Annotated in this window: 18 protein-coding genes, 1 tRNA gene and 1 riboswitch; of the genes, 9 read left to right on the forward strand and 10 right to left on the reverse strand. The window is 73.9% G+C overall.

From position 1 onward, the window contains the following. Positions 1-96: 96 nt before the first annotated feature. The 4 genes from AB0M99_RS13990 (at position 97) to AB0M99_RS14005 (ending at position 6,595) form a co-directional block, all read left to right on the forward strand. Entirely contained in the window at positions 97-3,435 is a 3,339-nt protein-coding gene (locus AB0M99_RS13990) for a DEAD/DEAH box helicase (protein ID WP_365919911.1), read from the forward strand. A gap of 65 nt (positions 3,436-3,500) precedes the next feature. Further along, positions 3,501-5,132 (forward strand): N,N-dimethylformamidase beta subunit family domain-containing protein, encoded by a 1,632-nt coding sequence (locus AB0M99_RS13995; RefSeq protein ID WP_365919913.1) that lies wholly within the window; start codon positions 3,501-3,503, stop codon positions 5,130-5,132. Between the two features lie 124 nt (positions 5,133-5,256). Continuing rightward, positions 5,257-5,655, forward strand: coding sequence for a VOC family protein (locus AB0M99_RS14000; RefSeq protein ID WP_365919918.1), 399 nt, complete (start codon positions 5,257-5,259; stop codon positions 5,653-5,655). A gap of 70 nt (positions 5,656-5,725) precedes the next feature. Continuing rightward, positions 5,726-6,595, forward strand: a complete 870-nt coding sequence (locus AB0M99_RS14005; protein WP_365919920.1) for a PhzF family phenazine biosynthesis protein — start codon at positions 5,726-5,728, stop codon at positions 6,593-6,595. Here the strand turns inward: AB0M99_RS14005 and AB0M99_RS14010 are convergent. Both AB0M99_RS14010 and AB0M99_RS14015 read right to left on the reverse strand, forming a co-directional pair. After that, positions 6,549-7,148, reverse strand: a complete 600-nt coding sequence (locus tag AB0M99_RS14010) for a hypothetical protein (protein WP_365919921.1) — start codon at positions 7,146-7,148, stop codon at positions 6,549-6,551. The genes AB0M99_RS14005 and AB0M99_RS14010 overlap by 47 nt on opposite strands. 134 nt (positions 7,149-7,282) lie before the next feature. Beyond that, the gene (locus AB0M99_RS14015; RefSeq protein WP_365919922.1) at positions 7,283-7,864 is read right to left on the reverse strand and encodes a TetR family transcriptional regulator; all 582 of its coding nucleotides are present in this window, start codon (positions 7,862-7,864) and stop codon (positions 7,283-7,285) included. Positions 7,865-7,994: 130 nt separating this feature from the next. On the opposite strand from AB0M99_RS14015, the gene AB0M99_RS14020 reads away from it, so the two are divergent. Continuing rightward, entirely contained in the window at positions 7,995-8,273 is a 279-nt protein-coding gene (locus AB0M99_RS14020; RefSeq protein ID WP_365919924.1) for a hypothetical protein, read from the forward strand. A gap of 84 nt (positions 8,274-8,357) precedes the next feature. On the opposite strand, the gene AB0M99_RS14025 is transcribed toward AB0M99_RS14020, so the two are convergent. The 6 genes from AB0M99_RS14025 to AB0M99_RS14050 all read right to left on the reverse strand — a co-directional run bounded on the left by AB0M99_RS14025 (position 8,358) and on the right by AB0M99_RS14050 (position 12,701). Beyond that, positions 8,358-8,666, reverse strand: coding sequence for a hypothetical protein (locus AB0M99_RS14025; RefSeq protein ID WP_365919926.1), 309 nt, complete (start codon positions 8,664-8,666; stop codon positions 8,358-8,360). A gap of 67 nt (positions 8,667-8,733) precedes the next feature. Further along, complete coding sequence (locus AB0M99_RS14030) at positions 8,734-9,546, reverse strand: ABC transporter ATP-binding protein (protein ID WP_365919928.1); 813 nt, start codon at positions 9,544-9,546, stop codon at positions 8,734-8,736. Next, positions 9,543-10,571 carry an iron ABC transporter permease gene (locus AB0M99_RS14035; protein ID WP_365919930.1) on the reverse strand — a complete coding sequence of 343 codons (1,029 nt, stop codon included), beginning with the start codon at positions 10,569-10,571 and terminating at the stop codon, positions 9,543-9,545. Before AB0M99_RS14035 ends, AB0M99_RS14030 begins: the two co-directional genes overlap by 4 nt. Then, a complete protein-coding gene (locus tag AB0M99_RS14040) occupies positions 10,568-11,557 on the reverse strand; it encodes an ABC transporter substrate-binding protein (RefSeq protein ID WP_365919932.1) in 990 nt (329 codons plus the stop codon). Before AB0M99_RS14040 ends, AB0M99_RS14035 begins: the two co-directional genes overlap by 4 nt. A 35-nt stretch (positions 11,558-11,592) precedes the next feature. Next, a riboswitch (cobalamin riboswitch) is annotated at positions 11,593-11,730 on the reverse strand. 108 nt (positions 11,731-11,838) lie between these two features. Beyond that, positions 11,839-11,912, reverse strand: a tRNA-Trp gene (locus AB0M99_RS14045). A gap of 54 nt (positions 11,913-11,966) precedes the next feature. Next, positions 11,967-12,701: an ankyrin repeat domain-containing protein gene (locus tag AB0M99_RS14050; RefSeq protein ID WP_365919934.1), complete on the reverse strand. Its 735-nt coding sequence runs from the start codon at positions 12,699-12,701 to the stop codon at positions 11,967-11,969. A gap of 74 nt (positions 12,702-12,775) precedes the next feature. Here AB0M99_RS14050 and AB0M99_RS14055 point away from each other — a divergent pair, with 74 nt between their 5' ends. The 3 genes from AB0M99_RS14055 (at position 12,776) to AB0M99_RS14065 (ending at position 15,803) form a co-directional block, all read left to right on the forward strand. Continuing rightward, positions 12,776-13,354, forward strand: a complete 579-nt coding sequence (locus AB0M99_RS14055; protein WP_365919936.1) for a hypothetical protein — start codon at positions 12,776-12,778, stop codon at positions 13,352-13,354. A gap of 116 nt (positions 13,355-13,470) precedes the next feature. Further along, the gene (locus AB0M99_RS14060) at positions 13,471-14,805 is read left to right on the forward strand and encodes a glycoside hydrolase family 18 protein (RefSeq protein WP_365919938.1); all 1,335 of its coding nucleotides are present in this window, start codon (positions 13,471-13,473) and stop codon (positions 14,803-14,805) included. A 113-nt stretch (positions 14,806-14,918) separates the two neighbouring features. Next, complete coding sequence (locus AB0M99_RS14065) at positions 14,919-15,803, forward strand: aldo/keto reductase (protein ID WP_365919940.1); 885 nt, start codon at positions 14,919-14,921, stop codon at positions 15,801-15,803. Here AB0M99_RS14065 and AB0M99_RS14070 read toward each other — a convergent pair whose 3' ends face one another. Together AB0M99_RS14070 and AB0M99_RS14075 are read right to left on the reverse strand one after the other, a co-directional pair. Beyond that, complete coding sequence (locus tag AB0M99_RS14070; RefSeq protein ID WP_365919942.1) at positions 15,804-16,790, reverse strand: PfkB family carbohydrate kinase; 987 nt, start codon at positions 16,788-16,790, stop codon at positions 15,804-15,806. It abuts the gene before it with no gap. Continuing rightward, complete coding sequence (locus AB0M99_RS14075) at positions 16,787-17,455, reverse strand: bifunctional 4-hydroxy-2-oxoglutarate aldolase/2-dehydro-3-deoxy-phosphogluconate aldolase (RefSeq protein ID WP_365919944.1); 669 nt, start codon at positions 17,453-17,455, stop codon at positions 16,787-16,789. The genes AB0M99_RS14070 and AB0M99_RS14075 overlap by 4 nt, the downstream gene beginning before the upstream one ends. Positions 17,456-17,568: 113 nt before the next feature. Between AB0M99_RS14075 and AB0M99_RS14080 the strand changes: the two genes are divergently transcribed. Further along, a complete protein-coding gene (locus tag AB0M99_RS14080) occupies positions 17,569-18,351 on the forward strand; it encodes an IclR family transcriptional regulator (protein WP_365919946.1) in 783 nt (260 codons plus the stop codon). Positions 18,352-18,362 lie beyond the last annotated feature (11 nt).

Consider the following 18,362-nt stretch of genomic DNA (forward strand, 5'->3'; position numbering starts at 1 on the left):
CACCCGCCGGTGCCGGGGCAGCGCAACGGCCTGACCCGGGTGGCGGTGGCGCCGTAAGGTGCGCAGTAGTGATCACCGATGACGGGAGCGGGTGCCATGGGGGGCGAACGTCGGCGGCGGGGGCAGATCGTGGGGTACTGGCGGGCAGTTGAGCTGTTCAGCCCGCAGAAGGTGCCCGGGATCTCCGTCAAGGAGCGCGTCTACGGCGTCGAGCCGGACCGGCCCATGCCCTGGGAGGCCGGGCATCCGCTGCGGTCCGAACCCCTGGAGCCCGGGTACGGGTGGCAACACGTCGTGTACGGCGGCGCGTACGCCCTCGGCGCGGTTCGGGACACTCTGCTCGACGTCTTCGGCGAGAGCGGCGAGGACCACGACGGCCGGATGGACGGCGAGAGCGCGCTGTTCGCGCTGACCGTCACGGACGAGGGCCGACTGGTCCTGGACTCCCCCGTCTTCTCCTCCTGCGCCTGGGCCACCGGCCGCGCCGTGACGCCCGGCCCCGGCAGCCCGGGCTGGCTCGACGGATTCGAGGAGGAGGCCGGGGCGTGGGGCCTGCGGGCCGGTGCGCTCGGGGAGCGGCCCGTCGAGGCCCCGGCAGGAGGGGCCGACAGCGAAGCCGATGCGGGTACGGGTGGTGGCGAGGACTCCCCCGTCGGCGCCGGCGTGGTCACGGCCAAGCACTTACTGGAGTTCACCGGCAGCCTCGCCCTCGCCTGGGGCGTCTCCGTCGCCCTGGCCCCGGCCGGCGTTCGCGTCCGCAGCACCCCCGTGCGCCTGGACCACCCCGGCGGCGCCGACCAGCAGGACTTCCTCAACAGTTTCATCGCCGCGGACCTCGACCGCGTGGCCCGCGAGCTCGCACAGCGCGACCCCGGCCCGGCCCTGGCCGCCTACCTCACCCCCGAAGCCGCCTGCGACAAGGCCCGCCGCATCGACCTGCGCCTGCACCCCGCGGTCGCGCTCGACGGCGTGGCCCCCGCCCGTACCCCGGCGGGCCGCTGGCCGGCCGACCCCGGGCATCCCCTCGCGCTGAGCCAGCAGTTCGCCGTCAACGCCATCCACGCCGACCTCGCCCCGGCCGCCGGCATCTTCGCCGTCAACGGTCCCCCGGGCACCGGCAAGACCACCATGCTGCGCGACTGCTTCGCCTCCGCCGTGGTCGAGCGGGCCCGCCGCCTGGCCGCGCTCCGGCTGCCCTCCCAGGCGTTCGCCGAGCAGGCCCCGTACGTGTGGAAGAGCGGCGACTACACCCGTACGGTGACGCCGCTGCGGCCGGAGTTCACCGGCTTCGAGATCGTCGTCGCCTCCGCCAACAACGGTGCGGTGGAGAACATCTCCACCGAGATCCCCGCCCGCGCCGCACTCGGCGAGCAGTGGCGCGGCGACGCCGACTACTTCGCCGAGCAGGCCACCCGCCTCCTCAAGGGCGACCCCGCCTGGGGCGCGGTCGCGGCCCGGCTGGGCAGCAAGAAGAACCGCCTGGAGTTCGTCAACCGCTTCTGGCACGGCAAGTACCGCCGGACCGACGCCGACGCCCCGCCCCCGCCGCCCGTCCCGCCGCAGGCGGACGGCTGCCGTGACGGTGCCCGCCGCCCCGGCCGCAACGCCTGGATCGACAGCGGCAGCGGGCTCTCGCACCTCCTGCGCCAGTGGCGCGACACCCCGCAGACCGGCGTGTGGCGCGAGTCCAGGCAGCGGTTCGAGGCCGCGCTGGCCGAGGTCGAGCGGCTGCGCGAGGAGCGGACGCGTGCCGCGGGGGCCCATGCCGACCGGTTGGCGGCGTACGAGGCTCTGCGCCGGGCTCAGGGCGCTGTGGGGCACGACGCCCCGGCCCTGGCCCGCGCCCGCCTCGGGCTCCCGCCCGCCGAGGCCGTACTGGCGCGGGCCCGTCAGGTACTGGCCGAGGCCGAGCGGACGCTCGAAGCGCACCGGGCGCGCCGCCCCGGCTTCACGGTCAGCCTCTTCACCCTGGGCCGCGCCGCCCGCGACTGGCACGCGGACGAGGCGCAGGCCGCGGCCGCGACCGCCGCGGCGCGCCAGGCCCGGGACGCGGCGCAGGCGCGACTGGACGGCGTACATGCGACCGTGGACGCGGCCGAGGCGCGGCTGGCCGCCCGGCAGGAGGCGGCGGATGCGGCCCGCGCCCGAGTCGAGCAGGTGGAGCGGACCCTGGCGGCGGCCCGTACCCGCTGGGAAGGGTTCGTACCGGAGGAGGGCCGGCTCACCGGCGGCGAGGGCAACGGCATCAGCGGCAACAGCGACGACGACGCGGCGCGCGAGCGCTCGGCCCCGTGGTCCGACCCGGAGATCACGCAGGCCCGCAGCGAGCTGTTCCTCGCCGCCCTCGACCTGCACCGGGCCTTCCTGCGCTGCACGGCCCGCACCATGTACGCCAACCTGATGGCCGCCATGGACGCGGTCACCGGCGCGGTACCGCGGACCGTGCCCGAGGCGCACCTGCGGGCCGCGTGGCAGAGCCTGTTCCTGCTGGTCCCGGTCGTCTCGACCACCTTCGCCTCCCTCGACCGGGTCTTCGGGCGGCTCGGTGCCGAGTCGCTGGGCTGGCTGTTCGTGGACGAGGCCGGGCAGGCGACCCCGCAGATGGCGGTCGGCGGCATCTGGCGGGCCCGCCGTACGGTCGTCGTCGGCGACCCGCTCCAGCTGGAGCCGGTCGTCCTGCTGCCGTGGACGGCGCAGCGGGCGCTGCGCGACGACTTCGGCGCCGCGGAGGAATGGGCGCCGGGGCGTACTTCGGTGCAGCAGCTCGCCGACCGTGCCAACCGCTACGGCACCCTGCTGCCCGCCGAACTGCCCGACGGCGGTCACGAGGTGTGGGTCGGCTCGCCGCTGCGGGTGCACCGGCGGTGCGACGATCCGATGTTCTCCATCAGCAACGCCATCGCGTACGACGGCCTCATGGTCCAGGGCATCGACCCGGGAGCACGCGATCCCTACGTCTACCGCCCGGCCAGCAGCTGGGTGAACGTCACCGGCGCGGAGGCGGACGGGCACTGGATCCCGGAGGAGGGCAGGGCGCTGCGGCGCGTACTGGAACGGCTGCGCGACGAAGGGGGCGTGGACCTCGACCGGGACGTGTTCGTCATCAGCCCGTTCCGCCAGGTCGTCGCCGGTGCGAAGCGGGCCTGCCGCGACCTGGTGCCGGCCGAGCGGGTCGGTACGGTGCACACGACCCAGGGCAAGGAGGCGGACGTCGTCGTCCTGGTCCTGGGCACCGATCCGCGGCGCGCGGGCGCCCGGACGTGGGCGGCCTCCCGCCCGAACCTCCTCAATGTCGCGGTCAGCCGCGCCAAACGCCGCCTGTTCGTCATCGGCAATCTCGCCGCGTGGCGCGACCAGCGCCACTTCACCACGCTGGCGGACTCGCTCCCGTCCCACACGTGGCGCCCCCAGAGCCAGGACGGGCCGGGGCGGTAAGGGCCAGGGCAGTAAGGACTGGGGCAGTAAGGACTGGGGCCCAAGCGTGACATAGCGTGCCCTCCATGGATCAGGAGCACATAGCCGGGGGCGGCGAAGGCGCAGGCAGGCGGCGGTTCCTCGCCATCGCGACGGGAGCGGCCACGGCAGCCGGGCTCGGTACGGTGGCGGGCTGCGCGGCCGGGGACGCCGACGGCGCGAGCGGAGCGGGCGGGGCAGACGGGGCGGGTTCCGGCAAGAGCCCGAAGCCGGCCGGCTCGCCGGGCAAGGACGGGCCGGGCGGCTTCGACGTCAAGGCCGAGAACGCCCGCCCCGGGAACGCCGACTGGCAGGTGACCAAGGCCGGGGCGGCCCGCGCCGTCGAGGGCTTCGCGGACAAGGTCAGCGTGCTGCCCGGCGAGTCGTTCGGGCTGTACGTGTCCACCACCGCGCCCCGGTTCACGGTCTCCGCCTACCGGATGGGCTGGTACGGCGGTGCCCGGGCCCGACTGGTGTGGCGTTCCGAGGCGCTGCCGGGCGTGCGCCAGCCCGAGCACGGCGTGGACTCCGCGACCCGGACGGTCCGCACCCGCTGGGCCCGCACCGCGACCGTCGAGACCAAGGACTGGCCGGAGGGCTGCTACCTGCTGCGGCTCGACGCGCAGGGCGGGGAGGGCCAGCGGTTCGTGCCCGTCACGGTCCGCTCGGCGGCCACGGCGGGACGTACCGTGGTGGTCAACGCGGTGGCCACCTGGCAGGCGTACAACCGGTGGGGCGGTTACGGCAGTTACGACGGCCCCAGCGGCGGCTACGCCTCGCGCTCGCTCGCCGTGAGCTTCGACCGCCCGTACGAGTACGACGACGGCGCGGGCCTCTTCCTCGTGTACGAGGCGCCGCTGCTCGCGCTCGCCGAGCGGCTCGGCATACCCCTGGCGTACACGACGACCACCGACGTGGCCCGGGAGAAGCGGCTGCTGGAGGGGGCCGCGGCGGTGCTCTCGCTCGGCCACGACGAGTACTGGTCGCCCGAGCAGCGCGCCCATTTCACGGCGGCCCGCGACGCCGGCACCAACATCGCGATCCTGGGTGCGAACTGCTGCTACCGCCGCATCCGACTGGAGCCCTCCGACCTGGGGCCCGACCGTACGCTGGTCTGTTACAAGTCCTCCTACGACCAGGACCCCGGTTTCAAACGCGGCCATCCGGCCACGGTCGACTTCCGCTCCCCGCCGGCCGCCGACCCGGAGAGCTCGCTGCTGGGCGTGATCTACGACGGGTACCCGGTTGACGCCCCGTACGTCGTGACGAACCCGGGCCACTGGCTGTTCGAGGGCACGGGGGCGAAGGCGGGCGACCGGTTCGCGCACCTGGTCGGTGTGGAGTACGACAAGGTCAACACCGGTTTCCCGACGCCCCGACCGATCGAGATCCTGGCCCACTCCCCCGTGGTCTGCGAGGGCCGGCCCAGCCACCAGGACACGGCGTACTACACGGTGCCGAGCGGCGCCGGGGTCTTCGCGACGGGGACGATGCGTTGGGTGGAGGCCCTCGACGCGACGGGCGACGGCCGCAGCGGTGCCAACCACGGCTTGGACGCGCGGGCGGGCGCACTGACCACCCGGGTGACGGAGAACCTCCTACGGGTCTTCGCCGCGGGCCCGGCCGGCCGTACGCACCCGGCGCAGGACAACGTCAAGGCGGTGTACGGGGGTTCGTGATGGCGCGAATCCGGTGGACTCCACCCGGAAGGGATGTTTAAGATCACGTCACGGCATCGCGTGTCGGTCACCGACCGGGTGAGGCATGGAGGTGCCGTGACGTGCCTGTCGGAGGCATCCACACATGTCGGTACAGCTGAACCACACCATCATCCACTCCCGTGACAACCGGGAGTCCGCCGAGTTCCTGGCGCACATCCTCGGCCTCGAGGTCGGAGCCGAGTGGGGGCCGTTCGTCCCCGTCGAGACCGCGAACGGCGTCACCCTGGACTTCGCGACCGTTCCTGCCGAGTCCATCTCCGTGCAGCACTACGCGTTCCTCATCTCGGAAGCGGAGTTCGACGCTTCGTTCGAGAGGATCCGGGCGGGGGGTGTCCCGTACTTCGCCGACCCGCACGGCAAGCACCCGGGCGAGATCAACCACAACGACGGCGGCCGCGGGGTCTACTTCCTGGACCCGGCGGGGCACGGGATGGAGATCATCACCCGCCCGTACGGCTACCAGCCGGACTCCGCCGAGTAGGGCCGGAGCCAGGCCATTCGGGTCGGATTGGCCTTGGTGGGGCGACGATCGACATGGCTACCTTCCCGGTATGCGAATCCATGTGGTCGACGCCTTCACCGATCGTCCGTTCAGCGGGAACCCGGCGGGTGTCTGTCTCCTGCCCGCCGGGGAGTGGCCCGACGATGCCTGGATGCGGCAGGTCTCGGCCGAACTGAACCACTCCGAAACGGCCTTCGCCCTCCCGCTGCCGGGTGCCGTGGAGGGCCCAGCCGGTTCGGAGGCCGGGGCTGAGGCCGTGGCCGGGGCCGACTGGGCCATCCGCTGGTTCACCCCGCTGGTGGAGTCCAGGCTGTGCGGTCACGCCACATTGGCCGCGGCTCACGTCCTGCGCACCGAGCGGGGGCTCCTGGGCACCGTGCGGTTCCACAGCCGGCTGCACGGAGTACTCGTCACGCACACCGACGGGGACGGCGCCACCACCCTGGACTTTCCGGCCGCACCCGGAGCCGAAGTCCCCGTTCCGGAGGGGCTGCCCGAGGCCCTCGGGGCCAAGCCGACGGCCGCCTTCGGTACCGGCCCGCTCGGAGACCTCCTGGCGGTCCTGCCCGACGAGGCCGCCGTCCGCGACCTGACCCCCGATCCGGAAGCGCTGGCCGCCCTGACGCTCCGCGAGGACCTGCGCGGCGTGATCGTCACGGCCCCGGCGGCGCGCGAGGGCCTGGGGCACGACTTCGTCTCCCGCTTCTTCGCACCGGCCAGGGGCATCCCCGAGGACCCGGTCACGGGCAGCGCCCACACCGCACTCGCCCCGTACTGGTCGGCCCGCCTGGGCCGCCCCCGGCTCACCGGCCTCCAGGTGTCCGCCCGCTCCGGTCTGGTCCACACTGCCGTGCGGGGCGACCGCGTCCACCTCACGGGCAACGCCGTGACGGTCCTACGGGGCACCCTGCACGTCTAGGGGGTGTCTGGCGGCTCCGAGCGGCGGTGCCGCGGTGCCGGCGGTGGTAGGAGACGGTGACGGCGGCGAGGAGCGGGCCCCAGAGGAACAGCGGCTGGTAGAGGATGCCGACGACGAGGTTGCCGGTGGGCGTCATGTCGTGGTGCGCGAAGGTCCACCACCAGGGGACGAGCGCCCAGAGCGCGGTCAAGGCCGCCGCACCGAGGGCGGCGGGGACCACGGCGGTCAGGGGGCGGACCTTCCTCCCTCCGATCAGCGGTATCCAGCGGGGCACGAACTCGCCCCAGGGTCGCACCAGGCCGATGGTGAGGAAGGCCGCCAGTTCGCAGAGCACGGAGAGCGTCAGCATCCACGCCTTCGCGCCGGGCGTCTGGAAGCTCTCGAAGCCGGCGTCGGTGTACCCGGCCGGGAATCCGAGCACCAGGGCGATGCGCCACAGCCCGCTCGGCAGCACCACCCAGGTCGTCAGATGTGCGGCCAGGACGGCCCAACGGGGCGGCGGAGCCGGGCAGATGGCGGTCGGTTCGGCGGTGTGGATGCTCATGCCGCTCATCGTCACGCGCCGCCGGACGGGACGCGTCAGCCTGCGCGGCGGGCTCCGGACGACCGTGTGGAACCGGGGCGGGAGCGCGGCCTCCCCCGCGTGGGGGAACCGCCGTCATCCGGCCGGTGCCGCGGCGCGGGGCCTCAGGCGGTGAGCTTGCGGACCAGGGCGACCAGGGCCGCCCGTTCGGCGTCCGGTCCGGCCTCTACCGTCCCCGGCAGCAGGATCCGGGCCAGCTGCGGCATCGTGAACCAGACGGCGATCAGCGAGATCACCGCGTGCAGCAGCGCTCCGGCGGTCAGCTCGCCCGTGACGGCTCCCGCGCGCTGCGCGTCGGCGATGGCCGCGAGCTTCTCGGCGTAGTGGTCGGTGCGCTCGCACTGGGCGGCGATCCGGTCGCCGCACTGCAGGCCCTCCCAGGCCTTCAGCCGCATGAAGTGCGGGTGGGCGCGGTGGTAGTCGAAGACCCGCCCCGCGTAGTCGGCGAGGTCGACCGGGCGCCCGGTGTCGATCGGGACGGCGGCCGCCATCTTCTCCAGCTCCGCCTCCAGTACGGCCATGAACAGCTTGTCCTTGCTGCCGAAGTACTGGTAGATCCGCTCCTTGTTCACGCCCGCCCGGGTGGCGACGCGGGCCACCCGGGCCCCCTCCGGCCCGAACTCGGCGAATTCCTCCACCGCCGCGTCGAGCAGGAGTTGTTTGGTGCGTGCTGTGTCCCAGGCCATGGATGCACTGTAGTGCCCCGGCGGGAATAACCAACCAGTTGGTTGGACTTTGGATCATGCGGGTGCAACACTCCAACCATCTGGTTGGAGATTGCTCCCGCCGCGTCACACCACTCTCAGGGGGAACACCATGTCCGCGAACGCGACTTCATCCGCGCCGTCGCCCGCCGCCGCTCCGACCGGGCCGTCCGTGCACCGCCGCGCCTTCATCACCTGGCTGGCCGTCTACCCGACCATCACGCTCGCCCTCGCGCTGCTCGGCCCGGCCATGGGGGACCTGCCGCTCGTACTGCGCACGCTGATCCTCACCGCGATCGTCATCCCGGTCGTCGCCTACCTGCTGATCCCGGCCCTGATGAAGGCCAACGCCCGCTTCGGAACCCTCAACCGCCGATCAGCCGGAGCATGACGCCGACGATCCCGGAGCCGTACCACCGCCTGCGCGGACAGCCGCGGGTCGGTCGCGGCGCGCCGCCGGACCTCCGCGCCCCGGTCACGGCCGAACCGTTCCACCAGGTCGGGCGCCGAACCCGCGAGGCGGCGCATCGCCTCCGGGTCCTGATGCAGGGCCACCACCGGCCTCCACGTCCGCGCGCCGCTCGTCCGTCAGCCCGGGGTGGAGGGACACCGCGAGGCGCACGTCGTCCTCCGGATCGGCGGCCGGCAGGTCGACCCGGTCGGGGTCCAGGTACGGGTTCCCGGCCAGGGTGACCGCCGCCCGCACCTCGGGGTCCGGGTCCGGGTCCGCGCCCAGCCGGGCACGGGTGGCGCAGTCCCGGTCGGACCAGGCCGCCGCGCACACCGCGCTCCGCTTCGGCGCGCCGGGACCGCACCGCCCGCCGCGGGTGCCCGGCCGGTCCCGGACCCGCTCAGTTCGCCGCTCGCGCCCCGTCCAGAGGAAGGTAGACGATGTTCGGCACGCCGGTGTCCGGGTGGATCCCGATGCGCGTCCGGACTCCGTACACCTCGCCCAGCAACTCCTCCGTCAGGACCTCCTGCGGCGTCCCGCAGGCGGCCACCCGCCCGGCGGAGAGCACGTACAGCCGGTCGCAGAACGCGGCGGCGAGGTTGAGGTCGTGCAGGACGAGCAGGCCCGTCGCGGGCAGGGAGCGGACCAGGGCCAGGATCTCCAGCTGGTAGCGGATGTCCAGGTGGTTGGTCGGCTCGTCGAGGGCGAGCAGACCCGGGTCCTGGACCAGGGCGCGGGCCACCAGGGCCCGCTGGCGCTCCCCGCCGGAGAGCTCGTCGAAGCGGCGCCCGGTGAAGGCGGCCGCGCCGACGGTCTCCAGGGCCCCGGCGACGCGGCGCGCGTCGTCAGGACCGTCATGCTCCCAGAACCGCTTGTGCGGGCTGCGCCCCATCGCCACGACCTCGCGCACGGTCAGCCCGAAGGTGCCGCCCGCGTCCTGCGGCACGACCGCCACCCGGCGGGCGCGGTCCTTGGCGCCCAGTGAGGCCGCGTCCGCGCCGTCCAGCAGTACGCGCCCGGCCGTGGGCCGCAGCGCGCCGTAGACGCAGCGCAGCAGTGTGGTCTTGCCGCTGCCGTTGGGGCCGACCACGCCGACCGTTTCGCCGGGGCGGGCGACGAGGTCGACTCCGTGCAGCAGCGTCTGCCCGTCGGTCTCGTAACGCACGGCCTCGACCTCGAGTTCCGCCGGCCGGGATCCCGGATCCGCCGTCATCCGGCCACCCCCTCGGTACGGGTGGACCTGCGCAGCATCCACAGGAAGAACGGGCCGCCGACCAGCGCCGTGACCACGCCGACCGGGATCTCCTCGGGCGCCGCGGCGGTACGGGCCAGCAGGTCGGCCAGGGTCAGGAACACCGCCCCGCCCAGCGCGGCCACCGGCAGCAGCGCGCGGTGTCCGGCGCCGACGACCATCCGGGCGGCGTGCGGAACCATCAGCCCCACGAAGCCGATCGCCCCGCTGTACGCCACCAGTACGCCGATGACGAGGGAGGTCAGGACGAAGACGGCCGCGCGGAACCGCCCGGTGTCCAGGCCCAGCGTGCGCGCGCCCTCCTCGCCCGCGAGCAGCAGGTCGAGCGGCCGGGCCAGGGCGAGGAGCAGTCCGGTGCCGACGAGCAGTGCGACGGCGGGCAGGGCCAGTTCGTCCCAGCGGGCCCCGCCCAGGCCTCCGAGGGTCCAGAACAGCACGCTCGCGACCTGGTTGGGGTGCGCGGCGAGCACCAGCACCAGGCTGGTGAGGGCGGACAGCACGTACTGGACGGCGACGCCCGCGAGGATCAGCCGGCCGGTGGTCATGGTGCCGCCGCGCCGGGCCATCGCGTAGACGGAGACGAGCGCGCCCATGGACCCGATGAAGGCGGCCAGCGGCACGCCGACCCCGCCCGCGATCCCCGCGCCCGCGCCGAGGACGATGACCGCGACCGCTCCCGCCGAGGCCCCGGAGGAGGCCCCGAGCAGGAAGGGGTCGGCCAGCGGATTGCGCACCAGGGCCTGGAGCACGGTGCCCGCGACAGCCAGCCCCGCGCCGACGAAGACCCCGAGCAGCACCCGCGGCATGCGCACGTCCCACACGATGGAACCGAAGGCTCCGCCGCTCGGGCCGGGTCCGGCGAGCAGGATGTCGAGCACCCGGCCGGGCGCGATCCGGACCGGCCCGAGGGCCAGGCCCGCGACCGCGGACGCGGCCAGGGCGCAACCGAGCACGAGGAGGACGACCGGGGTACGGCACCGCCTCACGGGGCGTCGGGGTGCAGCTGGCGGCCCAGGGACTCGACGGCGTCGGCGACGCGTACGCCGAGCACGGCCGAGGAGAGCGGGAGCACGACGAAGCGCTGGTTCTTGATCGCGGGAACCTGCGCCAGCGCGGGATCGTTCAACAGGCGCTGCTTCTTGGCTTCGACGGTGGTGCCGCCGTAGTCGTAGATGAGGACGACCTCGGGCTTCCGCTCGATGACCTTCTCCCACGACACGTCGCCGAAGGTGTCCTTGAGGTCGGCGAAGGTGTTCGTCCCGCCCGCCAGCGAGACGATCTGGTTGCCGATGCCATTGCCTCCCGAGGTGAAGGCGGAGGCCTCGCCGGAGTCGTAGACGAAGACGGACGGCTTGGCCCGGTCCTTCACCCGTGCGGTGACGGCGTCGATGCGGCGCTGCTCGTCCTCGATGAGCTTCGCGCCGCGCTCGGGCACGCCGAAGGTCCGCGCCACTTCGGTGATCTCGGTCTTGAGCTGGTCGAGACCGACCGGCCCTTCGGTGCAGTACTCCACGCTGAGCCGGGAGTTGATGCCGGATTTGGCGAGTCCTTCGCGGTCGCGGCCCTGCGCCTTGTCGAAGGCGCTGGAGTAGCCGCCGTAGACGAAGTCGGGGTCGGCTCCGAGGAGGACCTCCTTGGAGGGGTACTCCTTGGCCAGCACCTTGATCTTGTCGTAGGCGGGCCGGTAGGCGGGCAGTACGGCGTCGTCCAGGTAGGCGGTCCCCGCGATCCGCTCCTCCAGCCCGAGGGCGAGCAGGATCTCGGCCGCGTGCTGGTTCATGGCGACGGCTCGCCGGGGCGGGGTCTGATAGGTGCTGCTGACCCCGCAGTTCGTGACGGTGTACGGGAACCCCGGCGCGGCGGCGGCCCCTGCCGACGGGTCTCCCCCATCCGGGGAACCACCGCAGGCGGCCAGGGGTATCAGGAGTGAAACCGGCACAAATGCCCGCAGGAGTGCGCGAGAACGCGACATGGCGAAGCCTCTCCGGGGGATCCGCGTCCCCTGGTCGAAGTGAAGAGGCGGTGCGTCAGTGTCTGACTCCCGGCTCCCGCGGGCGGGCTCCGGTCACAGTGGCGGGACCGCACCGGATTCGCACCGGTTTCCTGTCCTGCACCGCCTGGGTAACGCGCCCCAGTCTGCCAGACGCCCGGCGGCGGGCACCTCGGCGGTGACGCGGGGAAACGACGAACGCCCAGGTGCGAGGGGTCTCGCGCCCGGGCGTTCCGTCACAACGGGGCCGCTGTACGGCATTGCAGGGGCGGCAGGATTCGAACCTGCGGCCTTCGGTTTTGGAGACCGGCGCTCTGACCAGCTGAGCTACACCCCTTCGGCGAGACCAACCATGACACGGCGGGCGCCGAAGATCCACTGAATTCGGGGATCAACTCACGGGAATTTCGCGGCTCGTGCGGGCGCCGGCGGACCGGAGCCACGCGATGAGGGGGCCATCGTCGCTGGTCAGAGCGATGTCCAGGGGCGTCAGGTCGCCGTAGCCGATCCAGTCGATGTCCGCCCCTTGAGACAACAAGTATTGGGCAGTGGACAGTCGGCCCCCGTGACAGGCCCCCCAGAAGGCGCTGGTGATGTCCTCCCGGGACGCGCCGGCGGCGATGAACTCCTCCACCCGGTCCAGGAGTCCGAGGGCCGCGGCGTCCTGGAGGTCGGCGCGGGCGCCGTGGTCGAGGAGGCGGCGCGCGGCGCGCCACTGGCCGAAGCCGGTCGCGTCGGCCAGCGGGGTGCCGCCGCCGAGAAGGGCGCCCGGGGCCTCGATGTCCGCACCCACCGCGATGAGCGCGTCGACGGCGGCCACGTCGTCATTGCTGGCGGCCCAGTGCAGCGGGGTCTCCGCGTGCGACCCGACGAACCGGGCTCCGGGATCCGCCCCGGCGGCCACCAGGGCGTGGATCACCTCCGCGGTCTGCGGGTAGTGCCCCGGCCAGTCGGTGGCGATGTGCAGCAGGCTGCGCTCCCCGGCGGCCGCGCCCCGCCGGACGATGCGGCAGGTCGCGAGCCCGGGGTTCGCGTCCAGGAGCCGGCGCAGCTCCGACAGGTCGCCGGCGCGGATCGCTGCCGAGACGGAGACGGCGAGCGGGTCGCCGGATTCGAGGGAGAGCATGGAGCTCAGGCTACGAGGGCGCGCGCCGCTCCGGCCGGTGGCGGGACCGGGGGACGCGGAGGATCGTGGGCGGGGTGATCCGTCGGACGGCAGGTTCCGCCATGCGCCGCGGGGAGCGCGCCGCCGGGGCGCTGCCCCGGGCCCGGGTCCGGGCCCGGGTGCGGGCGGCGCGGCTGGCGGTGGCGATCCTGCTCGTGCCCGCCCTGCTGGGCGCGGCCGGCGCCTCCGGCGAGACCGTCCCGCTCTCCGGCGACGGGCCGGGCGAGCGGCTCGACGTCACGCTCAGCCGGGTGGCGGACCCGGCGACCCCGACGAGCCCGGCCGACGCGACGGACCCGACCCGGCCCGTGCCCGGCGGCACCGGTCGCCTGGTCTCCGTGGAGTTCCGCCTGGAGAACACCGGGACCGCCGTGTACGAGGACTCCCCGGCCGCGGCCGCGCACCTGCTGGACACGTACGGGCACCGGTACACCGGCACCGGCATCTCGACGGAGGCGGGTCCAGCCTTCCCCGACACCGTCACCCTCGGCCCCGGCGGCACGGCGCACGGCTTCGTCACCTTCCGGCTGCCCGAGGGCGCCCCGCTCGCCGCGGTGCAGTTCGCCCTGAACGGCGGCCTCGCCGACGACGTCGGCCACTGGAGCCTGTCCTGAGGCAGCCGGATCCGCCCTCTTGACCGACTCTGGTCCAGACCAATAGTTTCCGCATGCACAGCGCACGCACAGCACGGCCCCGGAGCACCACTCCCCCGCGCCCGTAAAGGAAGCCCATGCGCCGCAGCATGCTCGGCAGGCTGGCCGTCGCCGCCTGCTCCCTCTCCCTGCTCACCGCCTTCGCGCCCGCCTCCTCCGCCCACGGCGACGGCGACGGCGCCCGCGGCGGCTCCCCGTACAAAAGGGTCGGCTACTTCACCCAATGGGGCGTCTACGGACGGGACTTCCAGGTCCAGGACCTGGAGGCCAACGGCAGCGCCGGCAAGCTCACCCACATCAACTACGCCTTCGGCAACATCGGCGCGGACGGAAAGTGCTTCACCGGCAACGTGCCCGGCGAGGCCGACGCCTGGGCCGACTACGTCCGCCCGCTCGACGCGGAGAACTCCGTGGACGGCGTCGCCGACGACTGGGAACAGCCCCTCGCCGGCAACTTCAACCAGCTGCGCGAGCTCAAGGCCAAGCACCCCGGCCTCAAGGTCCTGCTCTCGCTGGGCGGTTGGAGCTGGTCCACGCACTTCTCGGACGCCGCGCTGACCCCGGCCTCCCGCAAGGCCCTCGTGGAGTCCTGCATCGACCTCTACATCAAGGGGAACCTGCCGCAGGACGGCACCCGCGGCGGCGCGGGCGCGGCCGCCGACGTCTTCGACGGGATCGACCTCGACTGGGAGTGGCCCGGATCGGCCGGTGACGCCGACACCACCTACCGCCCGGAGGACAAGCGCAACTTCACCGAGCTGGTCAAGGAGTTCCGCACCCAGCTGGACAGGTACGCCCGCAGCCAGGGCAAGCGGACGAAGTACGAGCTGACGGCCTTCGTTCCGACCGCGCCCGCCAAGATCGACGCGGGCTTCGACGTCCGCCGGATCATGCGCGACCTCGACTTCGTGACCCTCCAGGGCTACGACTTCCACGTCTCGGGCGAGAAGACCACGGCTCAGCAGTCCGCCCTGTACGCCCGCGGCGACTTCAGCGTGGACGGAACGGTCGAGGCCTGGGAGCGGCGCGGCGCGCCCGCGCGCAAGCTGGTGATGGGCATGCCGTTCTACGGGCAGGGCTGGACCGGCGTGAGCGGCGGCGGGGACGGCATGGGACAGCCGGCCACCGGTCCGGCGCCGGCCACCTGGTCCGCCGGGTACGAGGACTACAAGGCGCTGAAGGAGCTGGCCGGTTCGGGGACGTACAAGGTCCACCGCGACCGGCGCGGCGGCCACGCCTGGCTCTTCGACGGCAGCACGCTGTGGACGTACGACGACCCGCAGGTGCTGCGCACCAAGACCCGGTACATCCGCGAGCACGGCCTGGGCGGCGCCATGTTCTGGTCCCTGGACGCCGACACCTCCGACGGCGAGCTGATGACGGCCGTCGACCAGGGCCTGCGGGGACACTGACCCCGGTCCACTCACCCAGCTCCACCGACAGCGCCGCCGGGCCGCGGAAGTGTCCGGTCCGGCGGCGCGCCAGGCAGCGCCCGCCCGCGCGGCCGCCCGGTTACCCTCACCGGATGACTTCAGACAAGATCAACGCGGCCGACGCGGGAACCTGGCGGCTCGGCGACCTGACCGTCAACCGCATGGGATTCGGCGCGATGCGCCTCACCCACCTCGCGGACGGCTCCCCCAGCGACCGGGAACGGGTGACCGGCGTGCTCCGGCGCGCCGTCGAGCTCGGGGTCAACCACATCGACACCGCCGCCTTCTACTTCTCCCCGACCCGCTCCGCGAACGAGCTGATCAACCACGCCCTCGCCCCGTACGGCGACGACATCGTGATCACCACCAAGGTCGGCCCCGGCCGGGACCCTTCGGGAGCCTGGTGGTGGGCCGAGCCCGGGCAACTGCGCGGGCAGGTGGAGGAGAACCTGCGCCAGCTGGGCCGCGACCACCTGGACGTGGTCAACCTGCGCCTGCCGTCCTCGGCCGCCGCCGAGCCGCTCGGCGAGCACTTCGGGGTCCTCGCCGAGCTCCGGACCGCCGGGCTCATCCGGCACCTCGGGATCTCCAACGTCGGCGCCCACCACCTCGCCGAGGCCCGGGCCATCGCGCCGGTGGTGTGCGTGCAGAACTCGTACGGGATCGGCGCCCCGGCCGAGGCGAACGCCCTCCTGGACGCGTGCGGGGAGCAGGGCATCGCCTTCGTGCCGTTCTTCGCCATAGCGGGCGCCGGCCGGGAGGCGGGTGTCGTCGCGGCCGAGGACGAGCGGGTACGTGAACTCGCCGCGGCCCACGGGGTTTCGGTGGCCCAGCTGCGCCTCGCCTGGACGCTGAACCGCGGCGCCCACGTGCTGGCGATCCCCGGCACCGGGAATCCGGAGCACCTGGCCGAGAACATCGCCGCGGGCGCGCTGCGGCTGTCGGCCGAGGAGATCGCCCTGCTCGAAGCCGCGTAGTCAGCGCTGCGCGGCGGCCAGGGCGGCCGTGTCGGCAAAGGCCGGGATGCCCCCGGTGCCCCCGCGGCCGGACACCGAGAGGGAGGCGGCCGCCAGCCCGTACCCGACGGCCTGCGCGAGGCGGTCGCCCAGAGCGAGCCGTGCGGTGGTGGTGCCGGTGAAGCAGTCCCCGGCGCCGGTGGCGTCGACCGGGTCGGGGTTGACGGGTACGGGGTGGTACGCCGCTCCCGCACCGTCGTCGAGCAGCAGCCGGCCGGCGCCCGCGGTGACGGCGACCGTACGGGCCCCGAGTGCGCGGTAGCGGGCGGCCGCGGTGGCCGGGTCGGCGGTGTCGACCAGGGCCACCGCGTCGGCCGGGCAGGAGCTCTTGAGCAGCCCGGTCAGCGGGGCGATCCGGGCCAGCAGTTCCCTGGCCTCGCGCCGGCCGGTGAGCCGGGGCCGGAAGTTGGGGTCGTACGAGAGGTGGCCGCCGGCCTCGTGCACCACCTGGGCGGCGGCCAGCACCGCGGCACGGCTGCTCGGGGACAGGGCGCCGGCGATACCGCCGGTGATCAGCGCCTTGGAGCCGGCCAGCAGCCCGCGCCAGGAGTCGATGTGCTCGACGCCGAGGGTGGAGCCGGCGCTGCGGGTGCGCCAGTAGACGAACTCCCGGTCCCCCTCGGGGTCGGCGGAGAGCAGGTAGGCGCCGTTGGGGCGCGGGGCGCGGCGTACGTGGGAGACGTCGACGCCGAGTTCGGCGGCGCGGGCCAGCAGCGGGACACTGAGCTCGTCGTCCCCGACGACCGCGAGGAGCGCCGTGCGGGCCCCGGCGGCCGCGGCGGCGGCCGCCGCGTTGAGGGCGTCGCCGGAGTAGGAGATGCGGGCGGGGGTGCCGTCGGCGGCGTCGCGCAGGGCGGTGCCGGCGTGGATCTCGACGAGTACTTCGCCGAGCACGAGGACGTCGTAGGCCTCGGCGGCGCCGGCGGTAGCGGTAGCAGTAGCGGTCACGGTCGCGCCCCCCGGTCCGCACACTCGCCCAGGCCGCAACAGGGCAGGGCCAGCTCGGCGAACACGGCGGCGAGTTCGCCGGGGTCGGCCGGCAGGCCGCTGCCGATGCCGACGGCGGCCGCCCCCGCGGCGAGCCACTCACCGGCCTCGGCGGGTGCGATGCCGCCGGTCGGGATGATCAGGGCCTCGGGCAGGACCGCCTTGAGGGAGCGGATGAACCGGGGTCCGCCGACGTGCGCGGGGAAGACCTTCGCCGCGCCGGCGGACCGGGCGGCGGCGGCGATCTCGCCGGGGGTGAAGCCGCCCTCGACGAAGACGGCCCGGCGCTCCTCGGCGACCTCCCGGACCTCGGGGGCCGGGTAGGGGGAGATCAGGAAGGCCGCGCCGGCGTCGAGCGCGGCGTGCGCGTCTCCGGCGGTGCTGACGGTGCCGACGCCGATCAGGGCGGGCCGGCCGTGCGCGTCGGCGAGCGGTGCGGTGCGGGCGACCGCCTCGGCCCAGCCGGGTGTGGAGGTGGTCAGCTCGACGGCGCGGCAGCCCGCCGCGAGCAGGGCGGTGGCCTGGCGGACGGCCTCGGCCGCGTCGGTGTTGCGCAGCACCGGCAGCAGACGCTGGGCGGCTATGACCGCGTACGGATGGCAGGACCCGGCGCGAGCGGAAGGCACGGACGGCACAGGCGGCACAGACGACACAGCCCCTCCATTTGTTCCACGTAGTGGAACTCTGTATCATGTAGCGGAACCATTTGGTCTAGACCCTACACAGGCCGGGAGGCCCCGTGTCAACGGAGGAAACCGCGGGCGGTGCGCGCGGCGGGCGGACCTCGGCGGCCGGCTCGGCCCTGGAGAAGTCCCTGCGCATCCTGGAGGCGGTGGCCGCGCCCGGCGGACCGCACCGGCTCGCCGATGTGACGGCCGCCGCGGCGGTACCGAAGTCGAGCACGTTCCGGATCCTGGCGTCGCTCATCGAGCAGGGCTTCGTACGCTCCGAAGGCGACAGCCGGTACGGGGTGGGCCCCCGGCTCCGCGGACTGTCGGCCATGGTCAGCGGCGGGGAGCCGGCGAGCATCGAGGGGGTCCTGCGGGAGCTCCAGCAGTCCACCGGCCAGACGGTCCACCTCGCCCTGCACAGCGGGGAGACCATCACCTACATCCGGAAGCTGGAGGGCACCCAGCCCTTCCGCACCGCCTCCCGGACCGGCATGCGGATGCCGCTGCACACGACGGCCATCGGCAAGAGCATCCTGGCCCACCTGCCGGCCGGGGAGGTGGCGGAACTGATCGCCGCCACCGGGCTGCCGGGCCGGACGCCGAACACGCTGACCACCCCCGAGGCCCTGCGCACCGAGCTGGCGGCCGTACGGGAGCGGGGCTTCGCGCTCGACGACGAGGAGAACGAGCCCACGATCCGCTGCATCGGCGCCGCGATCCTCGGGCCGACGGGCCGCCCGGTCGGCGGGGTCAGCGTCACCACGGTCACCTTCCTGGTCTCCCGCGAGGAGATCGAGGCGTACGCCCCCGCCCTGCACGCGGCGACCCACGCCCTCGCGCCGATGCTCTAGGGGGGTGTCGG

The organism is Streptomyces sp. NPDC051183 (genome assembly GCF_040682455.1).
Taxonomy (GTDB): Bacteria; Actinomycetota; Actinomycetes; order Streptomycetales; family Streptomycetaceae; genus Streptomyces.